The sequence below is a fragment of the Pseudomonas sp. ES4 genome, from assembly GCF_050586665.1.
Taxonomy (GTDB): domain Bacteria; phylum Pseudomonadota; class Gammaproteobacteria; order Pseudomonadales; family Pseudomonadaceae; genus Aquipseudomonas; species Aquipseudomonas frederiksbergensis.
This window is the reverse complement of the sequence record NZ_JBOBDO010000021.1, coordinates 95,826-111,300: the sequence shown is the minus strand read 5'-3', so window position 1 is coordinate 111,300 and position 15,475 is coordinate 95,826. Positions and strand designations below refer to the sequence as shown.

Below are 15,475 nucleotides of genomic sequence, written 5' to 3'. Positions count from 1 at the left end.
CCTACGGGGACCGCATTCTTTCAGTTTATTCGCGGTATCCTGAGCGCCCTGAACCCGGACGCTTTTCCATGCTGGTGATTTCCAACAACGTACATCTGCCGGATGCCGAGATCGAATTGACCGCCATCCGCGCCCAGGGCGCCGGTGGGCAGAACGTCAACAAGGTTTCCAGTGCCGTGCACCTGCGCTTCGACATTCCGGCCTCGTCCTTGCCCGAGTTCTACAAGGAACGGTTGCTGGCGCTGCGTGACAGTCGCATCACCAGCGAAGGCGTGTTGATCATCAAGGCCCAGCAATATCGCACGCAAGAAGCCAATCGTGCGGACGCGCTGGAACGGCTGACCGAGTTGATCCTCAGTGCCACCAAGGTCGAGAAAAAACGTCGCCCGACCAAGCCGACCCTCGGTTCGAAGAAGCGTCGGTTGGAGTCAAAGACCAAGCGCGGCAGCATCAAGGCTGGACGCGGCAAGGTCGATTTTTAGCGGGTTTGGCGTTCTTCCCGGTACTTTTCATTGAGATGCTTCGGCGCCTGCCGGTACAAGTAGACACTCAGTGCCAGACCGCTCAACGCAGCGAGTGCAGCGAACAGGAAGATCGAGGCAAAGCCAAAGCCTGCCGCAATCGCACCCGCCACCGGCCCGGTGATCCCCAGCGACAAATCGATGAACAACGAATAAGCCCCGACTGCCGCGCCACGACTTGAGGCCGGTACCAGGTTGACCGCTTCCACCCCCAGCGCGGGGAATACCAGCGAGAAACCGAACCCGCTCAGCGCCGCACCGGCCAGTGCCCAATGAGCGTCCGGCGCCAGCCACAGCAGCAGCAAGCCGAGCGTTTCCACCGACAGGCAGGCAATCGCCACGCGAAAGCCACCGAGGCGGTTGATCAGGTTGCCGAACAGCAGCCGCGCCCCGATGAAACTGGCACCGAACAAACTCAAGCACAGCACCGCGTTGTCCCAATGCTGCGTGGCGTAATACAACGTGATGAAAGTCGCGATAGTGCCGAAACCGATGGAGCCCAGCGCCAGACCGCAACCATGTGGCAGTACGCGCCCCAGCACGTGCATGAACGGCAGCCGCTCACCGACCACAATCGGCGCTGCGGTCTTCGGCCAGGCCAGCACCAGGCCGAGGACGGCCAGCAACACGATGCTCACGCCCATGCTCCACAAACCCAATTGACTGACCAGCAGCACGCCCAGCGGTGCACCGACCGCCAGCGCGCCATAACTGGCGATGCCGTTCCAGGAAATGACTTTGGCGGTGTTCGCCGCGCCGACCCGGCCGATGCCCCAGCCAATCGAGCCAGAACCCACCAGGCTTTCCGCGCTGCCGAGTACCAGACGGCCGATCAGCAGGCTGATCAGGCTCAAGGTCGGCAGGCTTTGGGTCCAGGCCGAAATCAGCATGAACACGCCGCTCAAACCGCAGCCGGCGAGGCCGTACATCACGGCGAGTTTGCTGCCCTTGTTGTCGATGATTTTCCCGGCATACGGACGGCTGAGCAGGGTGGCCAGGTATTGCACGCTGATTACCAGGCCGGCGATGACCGCGCCGAAGCCCAGATCACTGTGGACGTAGCCCGGCAACACGGCGAGGGGAATGCCGATATTCAGGTAGCCGATGAAGGTAAACAGGACGATGGAAACGACTTGCAGCGTGACCGCCAGGGGGCGCTGGGTTTCAGACATGGGTAAAGATCCACGGGGAAGCAGGATAGATAGGCTGCTTATGATAGCGGCGCAAGCGGCTACGGGTCGTGGAAAAAGTAAAACTATTTGCCGGACGGGGATGAATCAGGGTTTGGCGGGTGCGACCAGGTGCGTGGTGACCAGCGCGGCCAGGGCGTTTTCTTCGCTGCCGAAACGGGCGAGCAGCGCGGCGCGTTTCTCGGGGGACAGGCGATTCCAGATCTCGATCATCTTCTCGGTAGTACCGATCAGGACGCTGGCTTGGGTTTCGCTGAAGTCGTCGGTCATGGAGGGCTCAAGGGTTCAGGCGGTGTGGAAAGCGCATGTTAGCGCTTTCCACACGGTCTGGCATTGCAGGTGAATCAGTCTTCGCTGTCGGCCTTGCGGCGTTCAGTGGCTTCTTTCGGCTCGGGCTGTTGGGCGCCGGCTTGTTGCGTGGGCGTCTGCTCAGTTTCGTGCAGGCTTGGGAAGGGGAGATTAGGGATCTCGTGCATATCGCGCTCCTCGCAAAGTCTGTTGATAGATCTGGTAGATCCGCGCTTTTAAAAAGCTTGGGGAGGATACAGCAGAAGAAATGACAAATAGACTTTTATATCCAATTGTTGCGACGGATGGGATTGTCTAGACAGGTCTGCGGCAGTGGCGCAGACGATCGTTCCCACGCTCTGCGTGGGAATGCAGCCCGGGACGCTCTGCGTCGCTTTAAAGCCGAACGCGGAGCGTCCGTCGAGGCATTCCCACGCGGAGCGTGGGAACGATCAGTGGTGCGATAGGGATTACTTGCAGACTTCGGCGATGGCTTCGGCCAGCAGATCCAGGCGCGTCGCATCGATTCCGGCGACGTTGGCCCGGCCGGTACCGACCATGTAAACGCTGTGATGATCGCGCAGTTGTTTGACCTGCTCCGGCGACAAACCAGTGTAGGAAAACATCCCGCGCTGCACGCCGATGTGCGCAAAGCGCTCGCGCAAACCATGAGGTTCCAGCGCTTCAACCAAACCGCTGCGCAGCTGGGCGATGCGCAAACGCATGGCTTCCACTTCGTCGGCCCAGAGGCTTTTCAGCTCTGGATCACCGAGGATGGTCGCTACCACAGCCGCGCCATGATCCGGTGGTGTCGACCACAGGTTGCGGGCGATGTTGGCCAGTTGGCTGCGGATATCCACCAGCTTGTCAGCGGTTTTCGCGCAGACAATCAGCGCACCGGTGCGATCGCGGTACAGGCCGAAGTTCTTCGAGCAGGAGCTTGTGATCAGCACTTCCGGCAACGCGGCAGCGAACAACCGGGTCGACCAGGCGTCCTGTTCCAGGCCATCGCCGAAGCCTTGGTAGGCGAAGTCGATCAGTGGCACCAGATCGCGACTGCGCACCACGTCCAGCACTCGGCGCCAGTCGTCATGGGACAGATCGAAACCGGTCGGGTTATGGCAGCAGGCGTGCAGCAGCACCACATCGCCTTTCGGCGCCTCGTTGAGGGTGGCGAGCATCGCTTCGACATCGAGGCGGTTATCGCTGCCCACGTACGGGTAATGACTGACCTTGACCCCGGCTGCCGCGAAGATGGTTTCGTGGATCGGCCAGGTCGGGTTGCTCAGCCACACGCCACGGCCCGGCAGGCACTGGGCGATGAAGTCGGCACTCAAGCGCAGCGCGCCGGTGCCGCCCGGTGTTTGCGTCGCCCCGGTCCGTTGTTCGGCAATCAGCGGGGAATCGGCGCCCAGCACCAATTCAACGATGGCCTTGCCGAACGCCGGTTCACCGTGGCCACCGATGTAGGTCTTGGTGGTCTGGCGATCCACCAGACGTTGCTCGGCGAGTTTCACGGACTGGGGAATCGGTGTCAGGCCTTGAGCATCTTTATAGACACCCACGCCGAGGTCGAATTTTCGCGGGTTGGGGTCCTGCGCATAGGCCTCCATCAGGCCGAGAATCGGGTCGCCGGGTACTCGGCCGATGGCGTCGAAATGCATTATTTGCGGCCCTCGGCGTCCTTGGCCACTTCGTCAGTGCGCGCGGCCATGATGAAATCGTTGCGATGCAGGCCCTTGATGGAGTGGCTCCACCAGGTCACGGTGACTTTGCCCCACTCGGTCAGCAGGCCTGGGTGGTGACCTTCCGCCTCGGAGATTTCACCAACGGCGTTGGTGAACGCCAGTGCGTGTTTGAAGTTCTTGAACAGGAAAACTTTTTCCAACTGCATCACGCCGTCGCGCACTTCGATGTTCCAGTCGGGAATCTGCTTGATCAGTACCGGCAGTTCTTCGTCGCTGACTTGAGGGGCATCGGCGCGGCAGGCTTCGCAATGGGCTTGGTTCAATGTGGACATGATGGGTTCCTGAAATCGAATTATTGGAAATCGGCCGTCAGTGTCACCACGCTAAACCAAAGCGTCGGTTCCTGACAGGCTCACTTGATTCTAAAAGCTGCGGATCACGCAGCCTTTGGCGGAAATTTTGGTGTGTGCAAGCCCAGCTGCATGCCTTGCTTGACCATGCCCATGATGTCTTCGTGGGCGAGGTCGAACAGACGCTTGAGGTTCGGCAGGACAAAGTACAGCGGTTGCAGGATGTCGATGCGATACGGCGTGCGCATGCATTCCAGCGGATCGAAGGCCTGATGTTCAGGTTCGTCCGACAGGCAGTAAACGGTTTCTTTCGGCGAGGAGAGAATGCCGCCGCCGTAGATGCGCAGGCCTTCAGCGGTATCGACCAGGCCGAACTCGATGGTCATCCAGTACAGGCGCGCCAGGTACACGCGTTCTTCCTTGGAAGCCTGTAGGCCGAGTTTGCCGTAGGTGTGGGTGAATTCGGCAAACCAGGGGTTGGTCAGCAGCGGGCAGTGGCCAAAGATCTCGTGGAAAATGTCCGGCTCTTGCAGGTAATCCAGCTCTTCGCGGGTACGAATAAACGTCGCCACCGGAAACTGCTTGTTGGCGAGCAATTCGAAAAAGGTCTGGAAGGGGATCAGTGCGGGCACCCGGGCAACCTGCCACCCGGTGGTTTCACCGAGGACCTTGTTGATCTCGCCGAGTTGCGGAATGCGGTCGTGGGGCAGACCGAGTTTTTCGATACCGTCCAGGTATTCCTGGCACGCACGACCCTCGATCACTTTCAGTTGGCGAGTGATCAGCGTGTTCCACACCGCGTGTTCTTCGGCGGGGTAGTCGATAAAACCTTGCGCATCGGGCTCGCGAGCCACGTATTGCGTCTGCTTCATGCTGCTCTCCTGCTAGGGGATTCGTTCTTGTTGTGTGTACAGCTATGGACCTAGAAATACCTCAACAAATGCAGTGTTGCAGCACGCGAGTCGCGCCGTTCGTAGGAAAATTCGTCGATTTTTGTAAAGTATTCGTTACGGATCAGCCGCTATGGCGCAGGGATTGAGATTTTCGGGTTTGAAATGGCGTGCAGGTGTCACATAATCTTGACGACTAAGTTGGTGTCTGCGCAGAAAAATCCCTGCTCAGGCCCTCGATCACTCCTGTTTCGGGCGTTTTTATGCGTATCAAAGTCCACTGCCAGAACCGCATCGGCATCCTGCGCGACATTCTCAACTTGCTGGTGGAGTACGGGATCAACGTCGCTCGCGGCGAAGTCGGCGGTGAGCATGGCAACGCGATCTATCTGCACTGCCCGAACCTGATCAACATTCAGTTTCAGGCGTTGCGTCCGAAGTTTGAGGCGATCGGCGGGGTATTCGGCGTCAAGCGTGTAGGGCTGATGCCCAGCGAACGTCGGCACATGGAACTCAATGCGTTGCTCGGCGCCTTGGAATTTCCGGTGCTATCGATCGACATGGGCGGCTCGATCGTCGCGGCCAACCGCGCGGCGGCGCAGTTGCTCGGCGTGCGGGTCGATGAGGTGCCGGGGATTCCGTTGTCGCGTTACGCCGAGGATTTCGACTTGCCGGAACTGGTGCGCGCCAACAAGTCGCGGATCAACGGCTTGCGGGTGAAAGTGAAGGGCGACGTGTTTCTCGCCGACATCGCGCCACTGCAATCGGAGCATGACGACAGCGAAGCAATGGCCGGTGCGGTACTCACGTTGCACCGCGCCGACCGGGTCGGTGAGCGCATCTATAACGTGCGCAAGCAGGAGTTGCGCGGTTTCGACAGCATTTTCCAGAGCTCGAAGGTGATGGCCGCGGTGGTGCGCGAAGCCCGACGCATGGCGCCGCTGGATGCGCCGCTATTGATAGAAGGCGAAACCGGTACCGGTAAAGAGTTGTTGGCGCGTGCCTGCCACCTGGCGAGTCCGCGGGGGCAGTCACCGTTGATGGCGCTCAACTGCGCCGGCCTGCCGGAATCCATGGCTGAGACGGAGCTGTTCGGCTACGGCCCCGGCGCTTTCGAGGGGGCGCGGGCCGAGGGTAAGCTCGGTCTGCTGGAGCTGACGGCAGGCGGTACGCTGTTTCTCGATGGTGTCGGGGAAATGAGCCCGCGTTTGCAGGTGAAATTGCTGCGCTTCCTGCAGGACGGTTGCTTCCGTCGTGTGGGCAGTGATGAAGAGGTTTATCTGGATGTGCGGGTGATTTGCGCGACGCAGGTCGACCTGTCCGAGTTGTGCGCGCGGGGTGAGTTTCGCCAGGATTTGTATCACCGCTTGAACGTGCTTTCACTGCACATCCCGCCACTGCGCGAATGCCTCGATGGTCTGACGCCGCTGGTGGAACACTTCCTCGATCAGGCCAGTCGACAGATCGGTTGCCCACTGCCGAAACTGGCGCCAGCGGCGATGGAGCGGCTCAGTCACTACCATTGGCCGGGCAACGTCCGGCAATTGGAAAACGTATTGTTCCAGGCGGTTTCCTTGTGCGAAGGCGGGACCGTCAAGGCCGAACATATTCGCCTGCCTGACTACGGCGTGCGTCAGCCGCTTGGCGATTTCTCACTTGAGGGTGGGTTGGACGAGATTGTCGGGCGTTTCGAGAAGGCGGTGCTTGAGCGTTTGTATTCCGAGCATCCGAGCAGTCGCCAATTGGGCAAGCGGTTGGGGGTTTCGCACACCACTATTGCCAATAAGTTGCGTGAGTACGAAGTCGGCAAAGAACCCGGCAGCGCCTGATCGTTCCCACGCTCCGCGTGGGAATGCCTCAATGGACGCTCTGCGTCCGCTTTGGGACGCGGAGCGTCCCGGGCTGCATTCCCACGCGGAGCGTGGGAACGATCAGCGAATCGGTCAGTAAGGTCGGCACTTGCCTCGAAGCGGCATAACACCGCCGGTTTTTCGTCTTCGACACAATCCTCCAATCCCTCCTGAACCCATCAAGTCCTTTGTTTGCCGGGCCCTGCGCCGCCAGAAAAAAGTTGGTCTGCAAATTGCTTGTGGCTCAGCAGTACAGCGGTGGACGGCAAACGTCCGGCATGCAGAGGAAAGAGTGTGGACAAGTACCTTTATGTGGCAATGACCGGCGCCAGCCAGAATGCACTGGCGCAGAAGGCTCATGCGAACAACCTGGCGAACATCTCCACCAACGGTTTCCAGAAAGACCTGGAGCAGGCGCGTTCGATGCCGGTGTTCGGCGACAGCTTTCCGGCGCGTGCGTTTGCCCTGTCCGAGCGTCCGGCCACCGATTTCTCCCCTGGCGCATTGGTGCAAACCGGTCGCGACCTCGATGTCGCGGTGCAAGGCAATGGCTGGATCGCCGTGCAGAACCCTGATGGCGGCGAAAGCTACGTGCGCACCGGCAGCCTGAACGTCGACGCCCTGGGCGTGCTGCGGGCCGGCAACGGTATGCCGGTGATGGGCAATGGCGGGCCGATTGCCGTGCCACCCGAGCAGCAAATCGAAGTGGGCGAGGACGGCACCATCAGCATTCGTGCGATGGGCGAAGGTCCGCGCGTGATGGCGGAAGTCGACCGCATCAAACTGGTCAACCCGGATTTCAAGAACATGACCAAAGGCCTGGACGGTTCGATCCACACCAAGGACGGCAAGCCGGCGCAGGCCGATGCCGACGTCAAACTGGTGTCCGGCTTCCTTGAGTCGAGCAACGTCAACGCCGTGGAAGAGATGACCTCGGTGCTGGCCCTGGCCAAGCAGTTCGAGCTGCACATCAAGATGATGAACACCGCCAAAGAAGACGACCAGGCCATGGCTCGGGTCTTGCAGATCAGCTAATTATCAGAACGTCGCGCCGTAAAACAGGCGCACGAGGAGAATCGAATGCTTCCGGCTCTATGGGTTGCCAAAACAGGTCTGTCCGCCCAGGACACTAACCTGACGACCATTTCCAACAATCTGGCCAACGTGTCGACCACGGGTTTCAAACGTGACCGCGCCGAGTTCCAGGACTTGCTCTACCAGATCAAACGCCAGCCAGGCGCCCAGTCGACCCAGGACAGTGAATTGCCATCGGGTCTGCAATTGGGTACCGGTGTGCGCATTGTCGGCACCCAGAAAAACTTCACCGCCGGCAGCCTGCAAACGACCGAGCAGCCGTTGGACATGGCCATCGACGGTCGCGGCTTCTTCCAGATTCTGCAGCCGGACGGCACCACGTCCTACACCCGTGACGGGACATTCCACCTCGACTCCAACGGTCAGATCGTGAACGCCAGCGGCTTCGCCCTGGAACCGGCCATTGTCATCCCGAACGATGCCCAGACCTTCACGGTCGGTCGTGACGGCACCGTGTCCATCACCGTTACCGGCAACCCGGCCTCCCAGGTGATCGGCAACCTGCAAACCGCCGACTTCATCAACCCGGCCGGTCTGCAGGCGGTGGGCAACAACCTGTTCCTGGAAACCGCGGCCAGCGGCGCGCCGCAAGTCGGTACCCCGGGCCTGGCCGGTTTCGGCACCACGTTGCAGAACACCCTCGAGACCTCGAACGTCAGCACCGTTGAAGAGATGGTCAACATGATCACCACTCAGCGCGCTTACGAGATGAACTCCAAGGTGATCTCCACCGCCGACCAGATGCTCTCGTTCGTAACGCAGAATCTGTAATCAAGTCTATGAGGCGGCCATGAGGTCGCCTGCAACACCGTGAGGTAGGGTCATGAATCGCTTCGTATCTGTTCTGGCACTGAGTGGGGCCGTCGTGCTCGCGGGCTGCGTTGCCCCGCCGCCCAAGCCCAATGACCCTTACTACGCCCCGGTGTTGCCGCGCACACCGCTGCCGGCTGCCGCCAATAACGGCTCGATCTACCAGGCCGGTTTCGAACAGAACCTGTACAGCGACCGCAAGGCGTTCCGGGTCGGTGACATCATCACCATCACCCTGAATGAACGCACCCAGGCCAGCAAGAACGCCAACTCGCAAATTGGCAAGAACAGCAAGACCGACATCGGCCTGAGCTCGTTCTTCGGTGGCGGCCTGAGCACCAGTGATCCAGTGGGCAGCGGTAGCCTGAGCCTGGATGTCGGTTATGAAGGTGACCGCGCCACCAAGGGCGACAGCAAGTCCGGGCAGAGCAACAGCCTGACCGGTTCGATCACCGTGACCGTCGCTGATGTGTTGCCCAACGGCATCATCGCCGTGCGCGGCGAGAAGTGGCTGACCCTCAATACTGGCGATGAGCTGGTGCGGATTGCCGGTATGGTTCGATCCGATGACATCGCCACCGATAACACTGTGTCGTCGACCCGCGTCGCCGATGCGCGCATCACCTATTCGGGCACCGGTGCTTTTGCCGATGCGAGTCAGCCAGGCTGGTTCGACCGTTTCTTCCTCAGCCCGCTGTTCCCTTTCTAGGTGGCTACGTTGAATTTCAAACACCTGATGGTGGCTGCGATCCTGATGAGCGCAGCTTTCGGTGCTCAAGCCGAGCGGCTGAAGGATATCGCCAGTATTTCCGGCGTGCGTTCCAACCAATTGATCGGCTACGGCCTGGTGGTCGGGCTTAACGGCACCGGCGACCAGACGACGCAAACCCCGTTCACCCTGCAGACGTTCAACAACATGCTCTCGCAGTTCGGCATCAAGGTGCCGCCGGGTTCGGGCAACGTGCAGTTGAAGAACGTCGCGGCGGTGTCGATCAGTGCTGATTTGCCGGCGTTCGCCAAGCCGGGTCAGCAGGTCGACATCACCGTATCGTCCATCGGTAACTCCAAGAGCCTGCGCGGCGGCACCTTGCTGCTGACGCCGCTCAAGGGGATCGACGGCAACGTCTATGCGGTCGCTCAGGGCAACCTGGTGGTCGGCGGTTTCGACGCCGAAGGTCGTGACGGTTCGAAGATCACTGTCAACGTACCGTCGGCCGGTCGTATCCCGGGCGGTGCGTCGGTCGAGCGTTCGGTGCCGAGCGGTTTCAATCAGGGCAACAGCCTGACGCTGAACCTCAATCGTTCGGACTTCACCACCGCCAAGCGCATCGTCGACAAGATCAACAACATGCTCGGCCCTGGCGTTGCCCAGGCCATCGACGGCGGCTCGATTCGCGTCAGTGCGCCGCTCGATCCGAGCCAGCGCGTCGACTATTTGTCGATCATCGAGAACCTTGAAGTCGACCCGGGTCAGGCGGTGGCGAAAGTCATCATCAACTCGCGGACCGGCACCATCGTGATCGGCCAGAATGTAAAAGTTTCCCCGGCCGCCGTGACCCACGGCAGCCTGACCGTGACCATCACCGAAGACCCGATCGTCAGCCAGCCCGGCCCTCTGTCCAATGGGCAGACGGCGGTCGTGCCGCGCTCGCGGGTCAACGCCCAGCAGGAAGCCAAGCCGATGTTCAAGTTCGGCCCGGGCACCACTCTCGACGAAATCGTGCGTGCGGTGAACCAGGTCGGCGCGGCGCCGGGTGACTTGATGGCCATCCTCGAAGCCCTGAAACAGGCCGGCGCGTTGCAAGCCGATCTGATCGTGATCTGAGGACGGCGACCATGGATATGCGCAAGGGCGGTTTGGGGGTCAACAGCAACGATTCGGGTTCCTATTCGGACCTTAATCGCTTGAACCAGCTCAAGGTCGGCGACAAGGACAGTGACGCGAACATGCGCAAGGTTGCGCAGGAATTCGAGTCGCTGTTCCTCGGTGAAATGCTCAAGTCCATGCGCTCGGCCACCGACGCGCTGGGCCAGGACAATCCGCTCAATACGCCGGCCGCCAAGCAATACCAGGAAATGTACGACCAGCAGTTGGCCGTTTCCATGTCCCGTGAGGGTGGCGGTATTGGTCTGGCTGACGTGCTGATGCGTCAGATGTCGAAGAACAAACCGCTGGCCCCGGGCGAGGCCGCTGCCGCGTCAGCCGCCAAGCAAGCTGCCGCGAAAGCCGCCGTGGAAACCCCGATTGCCGCCGGTACGGTTGCCACCAACGGGCCGCTGTCGCGCCTCAATGGCGAGCGTCCGTTGTGGGCTTCGCGCTCGGTGAGCGCGGCAAGTAGTGCGGGCGAAGGCACTCATCGCAATGACATGGCGCTGATCAATCAACGGCGTCTGGCGCTGCCGCCAAAACTGGCCGACCGCTTGCTCGCAGGGCTGGTGCCGTCGGCATCGATTCCTGCCGCGACCGCCACGACGGCACAGAACAACATCCAGATGCCGCAGAGCACCAAGACCGGTGCCGGTCCGCTGTACAACGGCGATTGGCTGGCTTCGCAAGCGGATGCGACATCCAGCGGGCGCCTGCAGGTTTACGGTCGTGCCATGGCGCAAATACCGCTGGCACCGGCGAAGAAAGCGTTCAGTTCCGCCGACGAATTCGTCAATACCATGCTGCCGATGGCCAAAGAGGCCGCCGAACGCATTGGGGTTGATCCGCGTTACCTGGTGGCGCAGGCCGCCCTGGAAACCGGATGGGGCAAATCGGTCATGCGCGCTCAGGATGGCAGCAGCAGTCACAACCTGTTCGGCATCAAGGCCAGCAGCAGTTGGAAGGGCGAATCGGCACGGGCAATCACCAGCGAATTCAGGAATGGCGAGATGGTCAAGGAGACGGCGCAGTTCCGTTCCTATGACTCTTACAAGGACAGCTTCCATGACCTTGTGACGCTGCTGCAAACCAACAATCGCTATCAAGATGTTGTGAAGTCGGCCGATAACCCAGAACAGTTTGTGCGCGAGTTGCAAAAGGCCGGTTACGCAACCGACCCGGACTACGCAAGCAAGATTTCGCAGATAGCCAAGCAGATGACGAGTTACCAGAACTACGCTGCGGCGGGCGCTACCACCACGCCTCTATAGGCATAAGCTATAAGGTCTGAACCATGAGTTTGCTCAACATCGGGATGTCGGGGCTGTCAGCCAGCCAATCGTCGTTGATGACGACGGGTAACAACATCGCCAACGTCGATACCGCGGGTTACTCGCGTCAGCAGACCGTGCAGGGCACCAAAGCCTCGCAGCAGTTCGGCAATGTCTACATCGGCACCGGCACGACCCTGGCCGATGTACGTCGGGTGTACAACAGCTACCTTGACGCCCAACTGCAGACCACCACTTCGCTCAACAGCGATTCGGCCGCGTACCTGGGTCAGGTCACGCCGCTGGACAAGCTGCTGTCGGACAGCGGCACCGGCCTCAATGGCGCACTGACCAAGTTCTTCGCCTCGGTACAGAACGTCAACGCCAAGCCGGGTGACGACGCTTCACGCCAGTTGCTGCTCAGTGATGCCCAGGCCTTGAGCAATCGTTTCAATTCAGTGTCCAGCCAGTTGAACGTGCAGAACGCGAACATTAACGGCAACCTGACGAACATGGCCGATCAGGTCAACAAACTGGCCGCCACCGTGGCCCAGTTGAACCAGAAGATTTCCGAGATTTCCAGCTCTGGCGGCATGCCGAACGAACTGCTCGACGCCCGTAACGAGACCGTACGCCAGCTTTCGACCTTTACCGGCGCGCAGATCGTCGAACGCGAAGGTAACGTCGATATCTATCTGGGCAGCGGCCAGCCGCTGGTCATGGGCAACACCGTCAACAAACTCGAAGTCGTGCCGGGCAAAGACGACCCGAACCGCTTGGCGCTGCAACTCAATCGTGGTTCGAGCACCATCGATATCACGTCGATCATGACCGGTGGCGAAATCGGCGGTTTGCTGCGCTATCGCAGCACCGTGCTCGACCCGGCCATGAACGAACTGGGTCGCGTCGCCCTGGTCGTCGCCGATCAGATGAACAGCATCCAGGCCCAGGGCATCGACAAGAACGGTGACTTCGGTTCAAACCTGTTCAACAGCATCAACAGTGCCGCGCAAATGGCTCAGCGCAGCATCGCCTCCGGCAATAACAGCGTGGGTTCGGGCAACTTCGATGTCAGCATCGAAGACACTGGCAAGCTGACCATCAACGATTACAAGGTGACGTTCACCAGCGCCACCGACTACACCGTGCAGCGCCTGCCAGACAATACGCCTGTGGGCGGCAGCTACAGCACGACGACCACACCGGCGCCGGTGATCGAGGGGTTCTCCTTGAAGCTGACCGGTGGCACCGCGGCTGCTGGGGATACCTTCAAGATCACCCCGACCCGCAACGCCGCGGCCAATATCAAGACCGAGATGACCGACTCCAAACGTCTGGCCATCGCGGCACCGTTGGGAGCATCCATCGCGGCGAGCGGCAGCGGCAATGGCACCCTGACCATTCCGGCCAGCGGCCAACCGACCCTGACCACCCAATTCGATATCTACGACGCGGCCACCAAGACCGCGATGCAGAACGGCCTGAAAAACTCTACGCCAACCAAGGTGGTATTTGGTGCGGTGTCCGCCGACGGCACCAGCCAGGCCTACCAGTTCCTGGATGCCAAGGGTGGGGTGATCAGCAGCGGCACCATCAAACCAGGTGAGAGCAACACCCTGAACCTGAGCATTCCGCTCAAGGATTCCACGGGTGCGCCGATCCCGCCTGCGCCTGCCACTCAGTACACCGCGGCCTTCAGCATGACCATCGCCGGCTCCCCGAGCAACGGCGCCGGGATCAACGTCTCGCTCAGTCAACCGGGCAGCCTGGACAACCGTAACGGCACCGCACTGGCCGGCTTGCAGACTGCGCAGACCGTGGACACCGGCTCCGCCAGCAAAGGCATTTCCCTGAACGACGCTTACGGCAAACTGGTCGAAGGCGTTGGCTCCAAGGCCGCCCAGGGCAAGCTCGACAGCGCTGCGACCTCGGCCATCCTGGCGAACGCCAAGGGTGCGCGCGACTCGCTTTCGGGTGTCGACCTCGATGAGGAAACCGGCAACCTGGTCAAGTATCAGCAGTACTACACCGCCTCTTCGCAGATCATCAAGGCTGCGCAGGAAATCTTCAGCACACTGATCAACAGCATTTAAGGAGTCGTAGCCCATGCGCATTTCTACCGCCCAGTTTTACGAGTCCTCGGCTGCGAACTATCAGAAGAACTTCGCCAACGTGGTCAAGAGCAGCGAAGAGGCCAGCAGCCTGGTTCGCGTCAACACGGCCGCCGATGATCCGGTCGGCGCCTCGCGTCTGTTGCAGTTGGGTCAGCAGGCTTCGATGCTTGATCAGTACAAGGCCAACACCAACACGATCAAGGCGACCCTGGGTCAGGCCGAGTCGGTGATGACCAGCATCAACAACGTGCTGCAGCGCGCCAAGGAACTGGCCATTGGTGCCAACAACGCCGGTTACACCGATGCCGACCGTCAGGCCAACGCCTCGGAACTGGGCCAGATCGAAGAGCAGCTGTTGAGCCTGATGAACAGCAAGGATGAAAACGGCAAATACATCTTCGCCGGTTCCAAGGGTGATACCGCTCCGTTTTCACGCAACTCCGACGGCACCTACAGCTACAACGGCGACCAGGTGACCCTGAACCTGCCGATCGGCGACAGCATGTCGATGGCCACCAACAGCACCGGTTGGGAAGTGTTCCAGCAGGCGATCAATACCAGTCGCACCCAGGTTACCGGGTCGATGAATGACGGTCTTGTGACCTTGTCCGACGGGCAAATCTCGTCAAACGTGTCGTACAACAACAAATTCCGCAGCGGCGAGCCGTACCTGGTGGAATTTACCAGTGGCACTCAGTTGAAGATCACTGACGCGGGCGGCAACGACGTGACGAGCGAAGCCACTCAGGGCGGCGTCATCACCAACGGCAAGAACCAGGGCGTGAGTTTTCGCGGTGTCGACCTGACCCTGAACTTCAATGACCCCAACGCTGCGTTGGCCGGGCGTACATTCAAACTGGAAGCCAAGCCGGACACGTTCAACGTTTCCCGTGGACCGGGCAACCCGAGCACTGTCCAGGCGATCAGCACCAAAATTACCGACCCGGCCGCGTACCATGCCAGCTTCCCGGGTGGCTCTGCAGTGCTCAAATTCACCAGTGCCAGCGCGTTCGATTTGTACGCCGCACCGATCACCGCCGACAGCAAACCGGTCTCCAGCGGAACGATGGTGGGTAATATCGCCACCGCATCGGGTGTTGAGTTCACGCTGAACGATACCCCGGCCAATCCACTGGCGGCAGGCGATCAGTTCAACGTGGCGGTCAACACCCACGAGACCCAGAACATTCTGGACACCGTGAGCCAGTTGAAAACCGCATTGAATACGCCGACCACAGGCAACGCCGTCGCGACCCAGAAGCAACAGGCGGCGATGGCCGCGGGCTTGGGCAACCTCGCCAGCGGCATCGATCAAGTGTCCGCGGGCTTGAGCTCGGTCGGCGGTCGCGGCTCGGCGCTGGATACTCAGAGCGATACCAACCAGGCGCTGGTGCTGGCGAACGCGCAGACGCAATCAACAATCCGTGATTCCGATCCTGCCGAAGTAATGACTCGCCTGACCTTGCAACAAACCATGTTGCAGGCCTCGCAGTTGGCATTCAGCAAGATCGCGCAGTTGGGCCTGTTCAACAAGGTCTGAT

Annotated in this window: 15 protein-coding genes; 9 read left to right on the top strand and 6 right to left on the bottom strand. The window is 60.5% G+C overall.

Annotated features, from left to right (window positions below; all coding sequences use genetic code 11):
* Positions 1–68 precede the first annotated feature (68 nt).
* Positions 69–482, top strand: a complete 414-nt coding sequence (gene arfB / locus ACQ4OB_RS21545; protein WP_008010994.1) for an alternative ribosome rescue aminoacyl-tRNA hydrolase ArfB — start codon at positions 69–71, stop codon at positions 480–482.
* Here the strand turns inward: arfB and ACQ4OB_RS21540 are convergent.
* The 6 genes from ACQ4OB_RS21540 to phhA all read right to left on the bottom strand — a co-directional run bounded on the left by ACQ4OB_RS21540 (position 479) and on the right by phhA (position 4,909).
* Positions 479–1,693: an MFS transporter gene (locus tag ACQ4OB_RS21540; protein ID WP_074874479.1), complete on the bottom strand. Its 1,215-nt coding sequence runs from the start codon at positions 1,691–1,693 to the stop codon at positions 479–481. The two genes, arfB and ACQ4OB_RS21540, sit on opposite strands and share 4 nt — an antisense overlap.
* Before the next feature lie 105 nt (positions 1,694–1,798).
* Positions 1,799–1,981 (bottom strand): hypothetical protein, encoded by a 183-nt coding sequence (locus ACQ4OB_RS21535; RefSeq protein ID WP_074874481.1) that lies wholly within the window; start codon positions 1,979–1,981, stop codon positions 1,799–1,801.
* A gap of 74 nt (positions 1,982–2,055) precedes the next feature.
* Positions 2,056–2,187: a hypothetical protein gene (locus ACQ4OB_RS21530; protein WP_008156098.1), complete on the bottom strand. Its 132-nt coding sequence runs from the start codon at positions 2,185–2,187 to the stop codon at positions 2,056–2,058.
* A 282-nt stretch (positions 2,188–2,469) separates the two neighbouring features.
* The gene (locus tag ACQ4OB_RS21525; RefSeq protein WP_430956402.1) at positions 2,470–3,663 is read right to left on the bottom strand and encodes an amino acid aminotransferase; all 1,194 of its coding nucleotides are present in this window, start codon (positions 3,661–3,663) and stop codon (positions 2,470–2,472) included.
* Positions 3,663–4,019 carry a 4a-hydroxytetrahydrobiopterin dehydratase gene (locus ACQ4OB_RS21520; RefSeq protein WP_060541364.1) on the bottom strand — a complete coding sequence of 119 codons (357 nt, stop codon included), beginning with the start codon at positions 4,017–4,019 and terminating at the stop codon, positions 3,663–3,665. Before ACQ4OB_RS21520 ends, ACQ4OB_RS21525 begins: the two co-directional genes overlap by 1 nt.
* A gap of 104 nt (positions 4,020–4,123) precedes the next feature.
* The gene (phhA, locus tag ACQ4OB_RS21515) at positions 4,124–4,909 is read right to left on the bottom strand and encodes a phenylalanine 4-monooxygenase (protein ID WP_076030152.1); all 786 of its coding nucleotides are present in this window, start codon (positions 4,907–4,909) and stop codon (positions 4,124–4,126) included.
* A 281-nt stretch (positions 4,910–5,190) separates the two neighbouring features.
* Here phhA and ACQ4OB_RS21510 point away from each other — a divergent pair, with 281 nt between their 5' ends.
* The 8 genes from ACQ4OB_RS21510 (at position 5,191) to ACQ4OB_RS21475 (ending at position 15,474) form a co-directional block, all read left to right on the top strand.
* The gene (locus ACQ4OB_RS21510; RefSeq protein WP_074874485.1) at positions 5,191–6,756 is read left to right on the top strand and encodes a sigma-54-dependent transcriptional regulator; all 1,566 of its coding nucleotides are present in this window, start codon (positions 5,191–5,193) and stop codon (positions 6,754–6,756) included.
* Positions 6,757–7,071: 315 nt separating this feature from the next.
* Positions 7,072–7,812 (top strand): flagellar basal body rod protein FlgF, encoded by a 741-nt coding sequence (locus tag ACQ4OB_RS21505; protein ID WP_074874487.1) that lies wholly within the window; start codon positions 7,072–7,074, stop codon positions 7,810–7,812.
* A 45-nt stretch (positions 7,813–7,857) separates the two neighbouring features.
* Complete coding sequence (gene flgG, locus ACQ4OB_RS21500; protein ID WP_059407583.1) at positions 7,858–8,643, top strand: flagellar basal-body rod protein FlgG; 786 nt, start codon at positions 7,858–7,860, stop codon at positions 8,641–8,643.
* Positions 8,644–8,695: 52 nt separating this feature from the next.
* Positions 8,696–9,391 (top strand): flagellar basal body L-ring protein FlgH, encoded by a 696-nt coding sequence (gene flgH / locus ACQ4OB_RS21495; RefSeq protein ID WP_074874489.1) that lies wholly within the window; start codon positions 8,696–8,698, stop codon positions 9,389–9,391.
* Positions 9,392–9,418: 27 nt separating this feature from the next.
* A complete protein-coding gene (locus tag ACQ4OB_RS21490) occupies positions 9,419–10,507 on the top strand; it encodes a flagellar basal body P-ring protein FlgI (RefSeq protein WP_102615925.1) in 1,089 nt (362 codons plus the stop codon).
* Positions 10,508–10,518: 11 nt separating this feature from the next.
* Positions 10,519–11,820: a flagellar assembly peptidoglycan hydrolase FlgJ gene (flgJ, locus tag ACQ4OB_RS21485; RefSeq protein WP_074874491.1), complete on the top strand. Its 1,302-nt coding sequence runs from the start codon at positions 10,519–10,521 to the stop codon at positions 11,818–11,820.
* Between the two features lie 23 nt (positions 11,821–11,843).
* Positions 11,844–13,913, top strand: coding sequence for a flagellar hook-associated protein FlgK (gene flgK, locus ACQ4OB_RS21480; protein WP_430956401.1), 2,070 nt, complete (start codon positions 11,844–11,846; stop codon positions 13,911–13,913).
* Positions 13,914–13,926: 13 nt separating this feature from the next.
* Positions 13,927–15,474: a flagellar hook-associated protein 3 gene (locus tag ACQ4OB_RS21475; RefSeq protein ID WP_430956400.1), complete on the top strand. Its 1,548-nt coding sequence runs from the start codon at positions 13,927–13,929 to the stop codon at positions 15,472–15,474.
* Position 15,475: the final 1 nt, after the last annotated feature.

Bases quoted from the DNA above. Each gene is read 5' to 3' on its own strand.
- arfB (WP_008010994.1), top strand. From the start codon at position 69: ATGCTGGTGATTTCCAACAACGTACATCTGCCGGATGCCGAGATCGAA.
- ACQ4OB_RS21540 (WP_074874479.1), bottom strand. From the start codon at position 1,693: ATGTCTGAAACCCAGCGCCCCCTGGCGGTCACGCTGCAAGTCGTTTCC.
- ACQ4OB_RS21535 (WP_074874481.1), bottom strand. From the start codon at position 1,981: ATGACCGACGACTTCAGCGAAACCCAAGCCAGCGTCCTGATCGGTACT.
- ACQ4OB_RS21530 (WP_008156098.1), bottom strand. From the start codon at position 2,187: ATGCACGAGATCCCTAATCTCCCCTTCCCAAGCCTGCACGAAACTGAG.
- ACQ4OB_RS21525 (WP_430956402.1), bottom strand. From the start codon at position 3,663: ATGCATTTCGACGCCATCGGCCGAGTACCCGGCGACCCGATTCTCGGC.
- ACQ4OB_RS21520 (WP_060541364.1), bottom strand. From the start codon at position 4,019: ATGTCCACATTGAACCAAGCCCATTGCGAAGCCTGCCGCGCCGATGCC.
- phhA (WP_076030152.1), bottom strand. From the start codon at position 4,909: ATGAAGCAGACGCAATACGTGGCTCGCGAGCCCGATGCGCAAGGTTTT.
- ACQ4OB_RS21510 (WP_074874485.1), top strand. From the start codon at position 5,191: ATGCGTATCAAAGTCCACTGCCAGAACCGCATCGGCATCCTGCGCGAC.
- flgG (WP_059407583.1), top strand. From the start codon at position 7,858: ATGCTTCCGGCTCTATGGGTTGCCAAAACAGGTCTGTCCGCCCAGGAC.
- flgH (WP_074874489.1), top strand. From the start codon at position 8,696: ATGAATCGCTTCGTATCTGTTCTGGCACTGAGTGGGGCCGTCGTGCTC.
- ACQ4OB_RS21490 (WP_102615925.1), top strand. From the start codon at position 9,419: ATGGTGGCTGCGATCCTGATGAGCGCAGCTTTCGGTGCTCAAGCCGAG.
- flgJ (WP_074874491.1), top strand. From the start codon at position 10,519: ATGGATATGCGCAAGGGCGGTTTGGGGGTCAACAGCAACGATTCGGGT.
- flgK (WP_430956401.1), top strand. From the start codon at position 11,844: ATGAGTTTGCTCAACATCGGGATGTCGGGGCTGTCAGCCAGCCAATCG.
- ACQ4OB_RS21475 (WP_430956400.1), top strand. From the start codon at position 13,927: ATGCGCATTTCTACCGCCCAGTTTTACGAGTCCTCGGCTGCGAACTAT.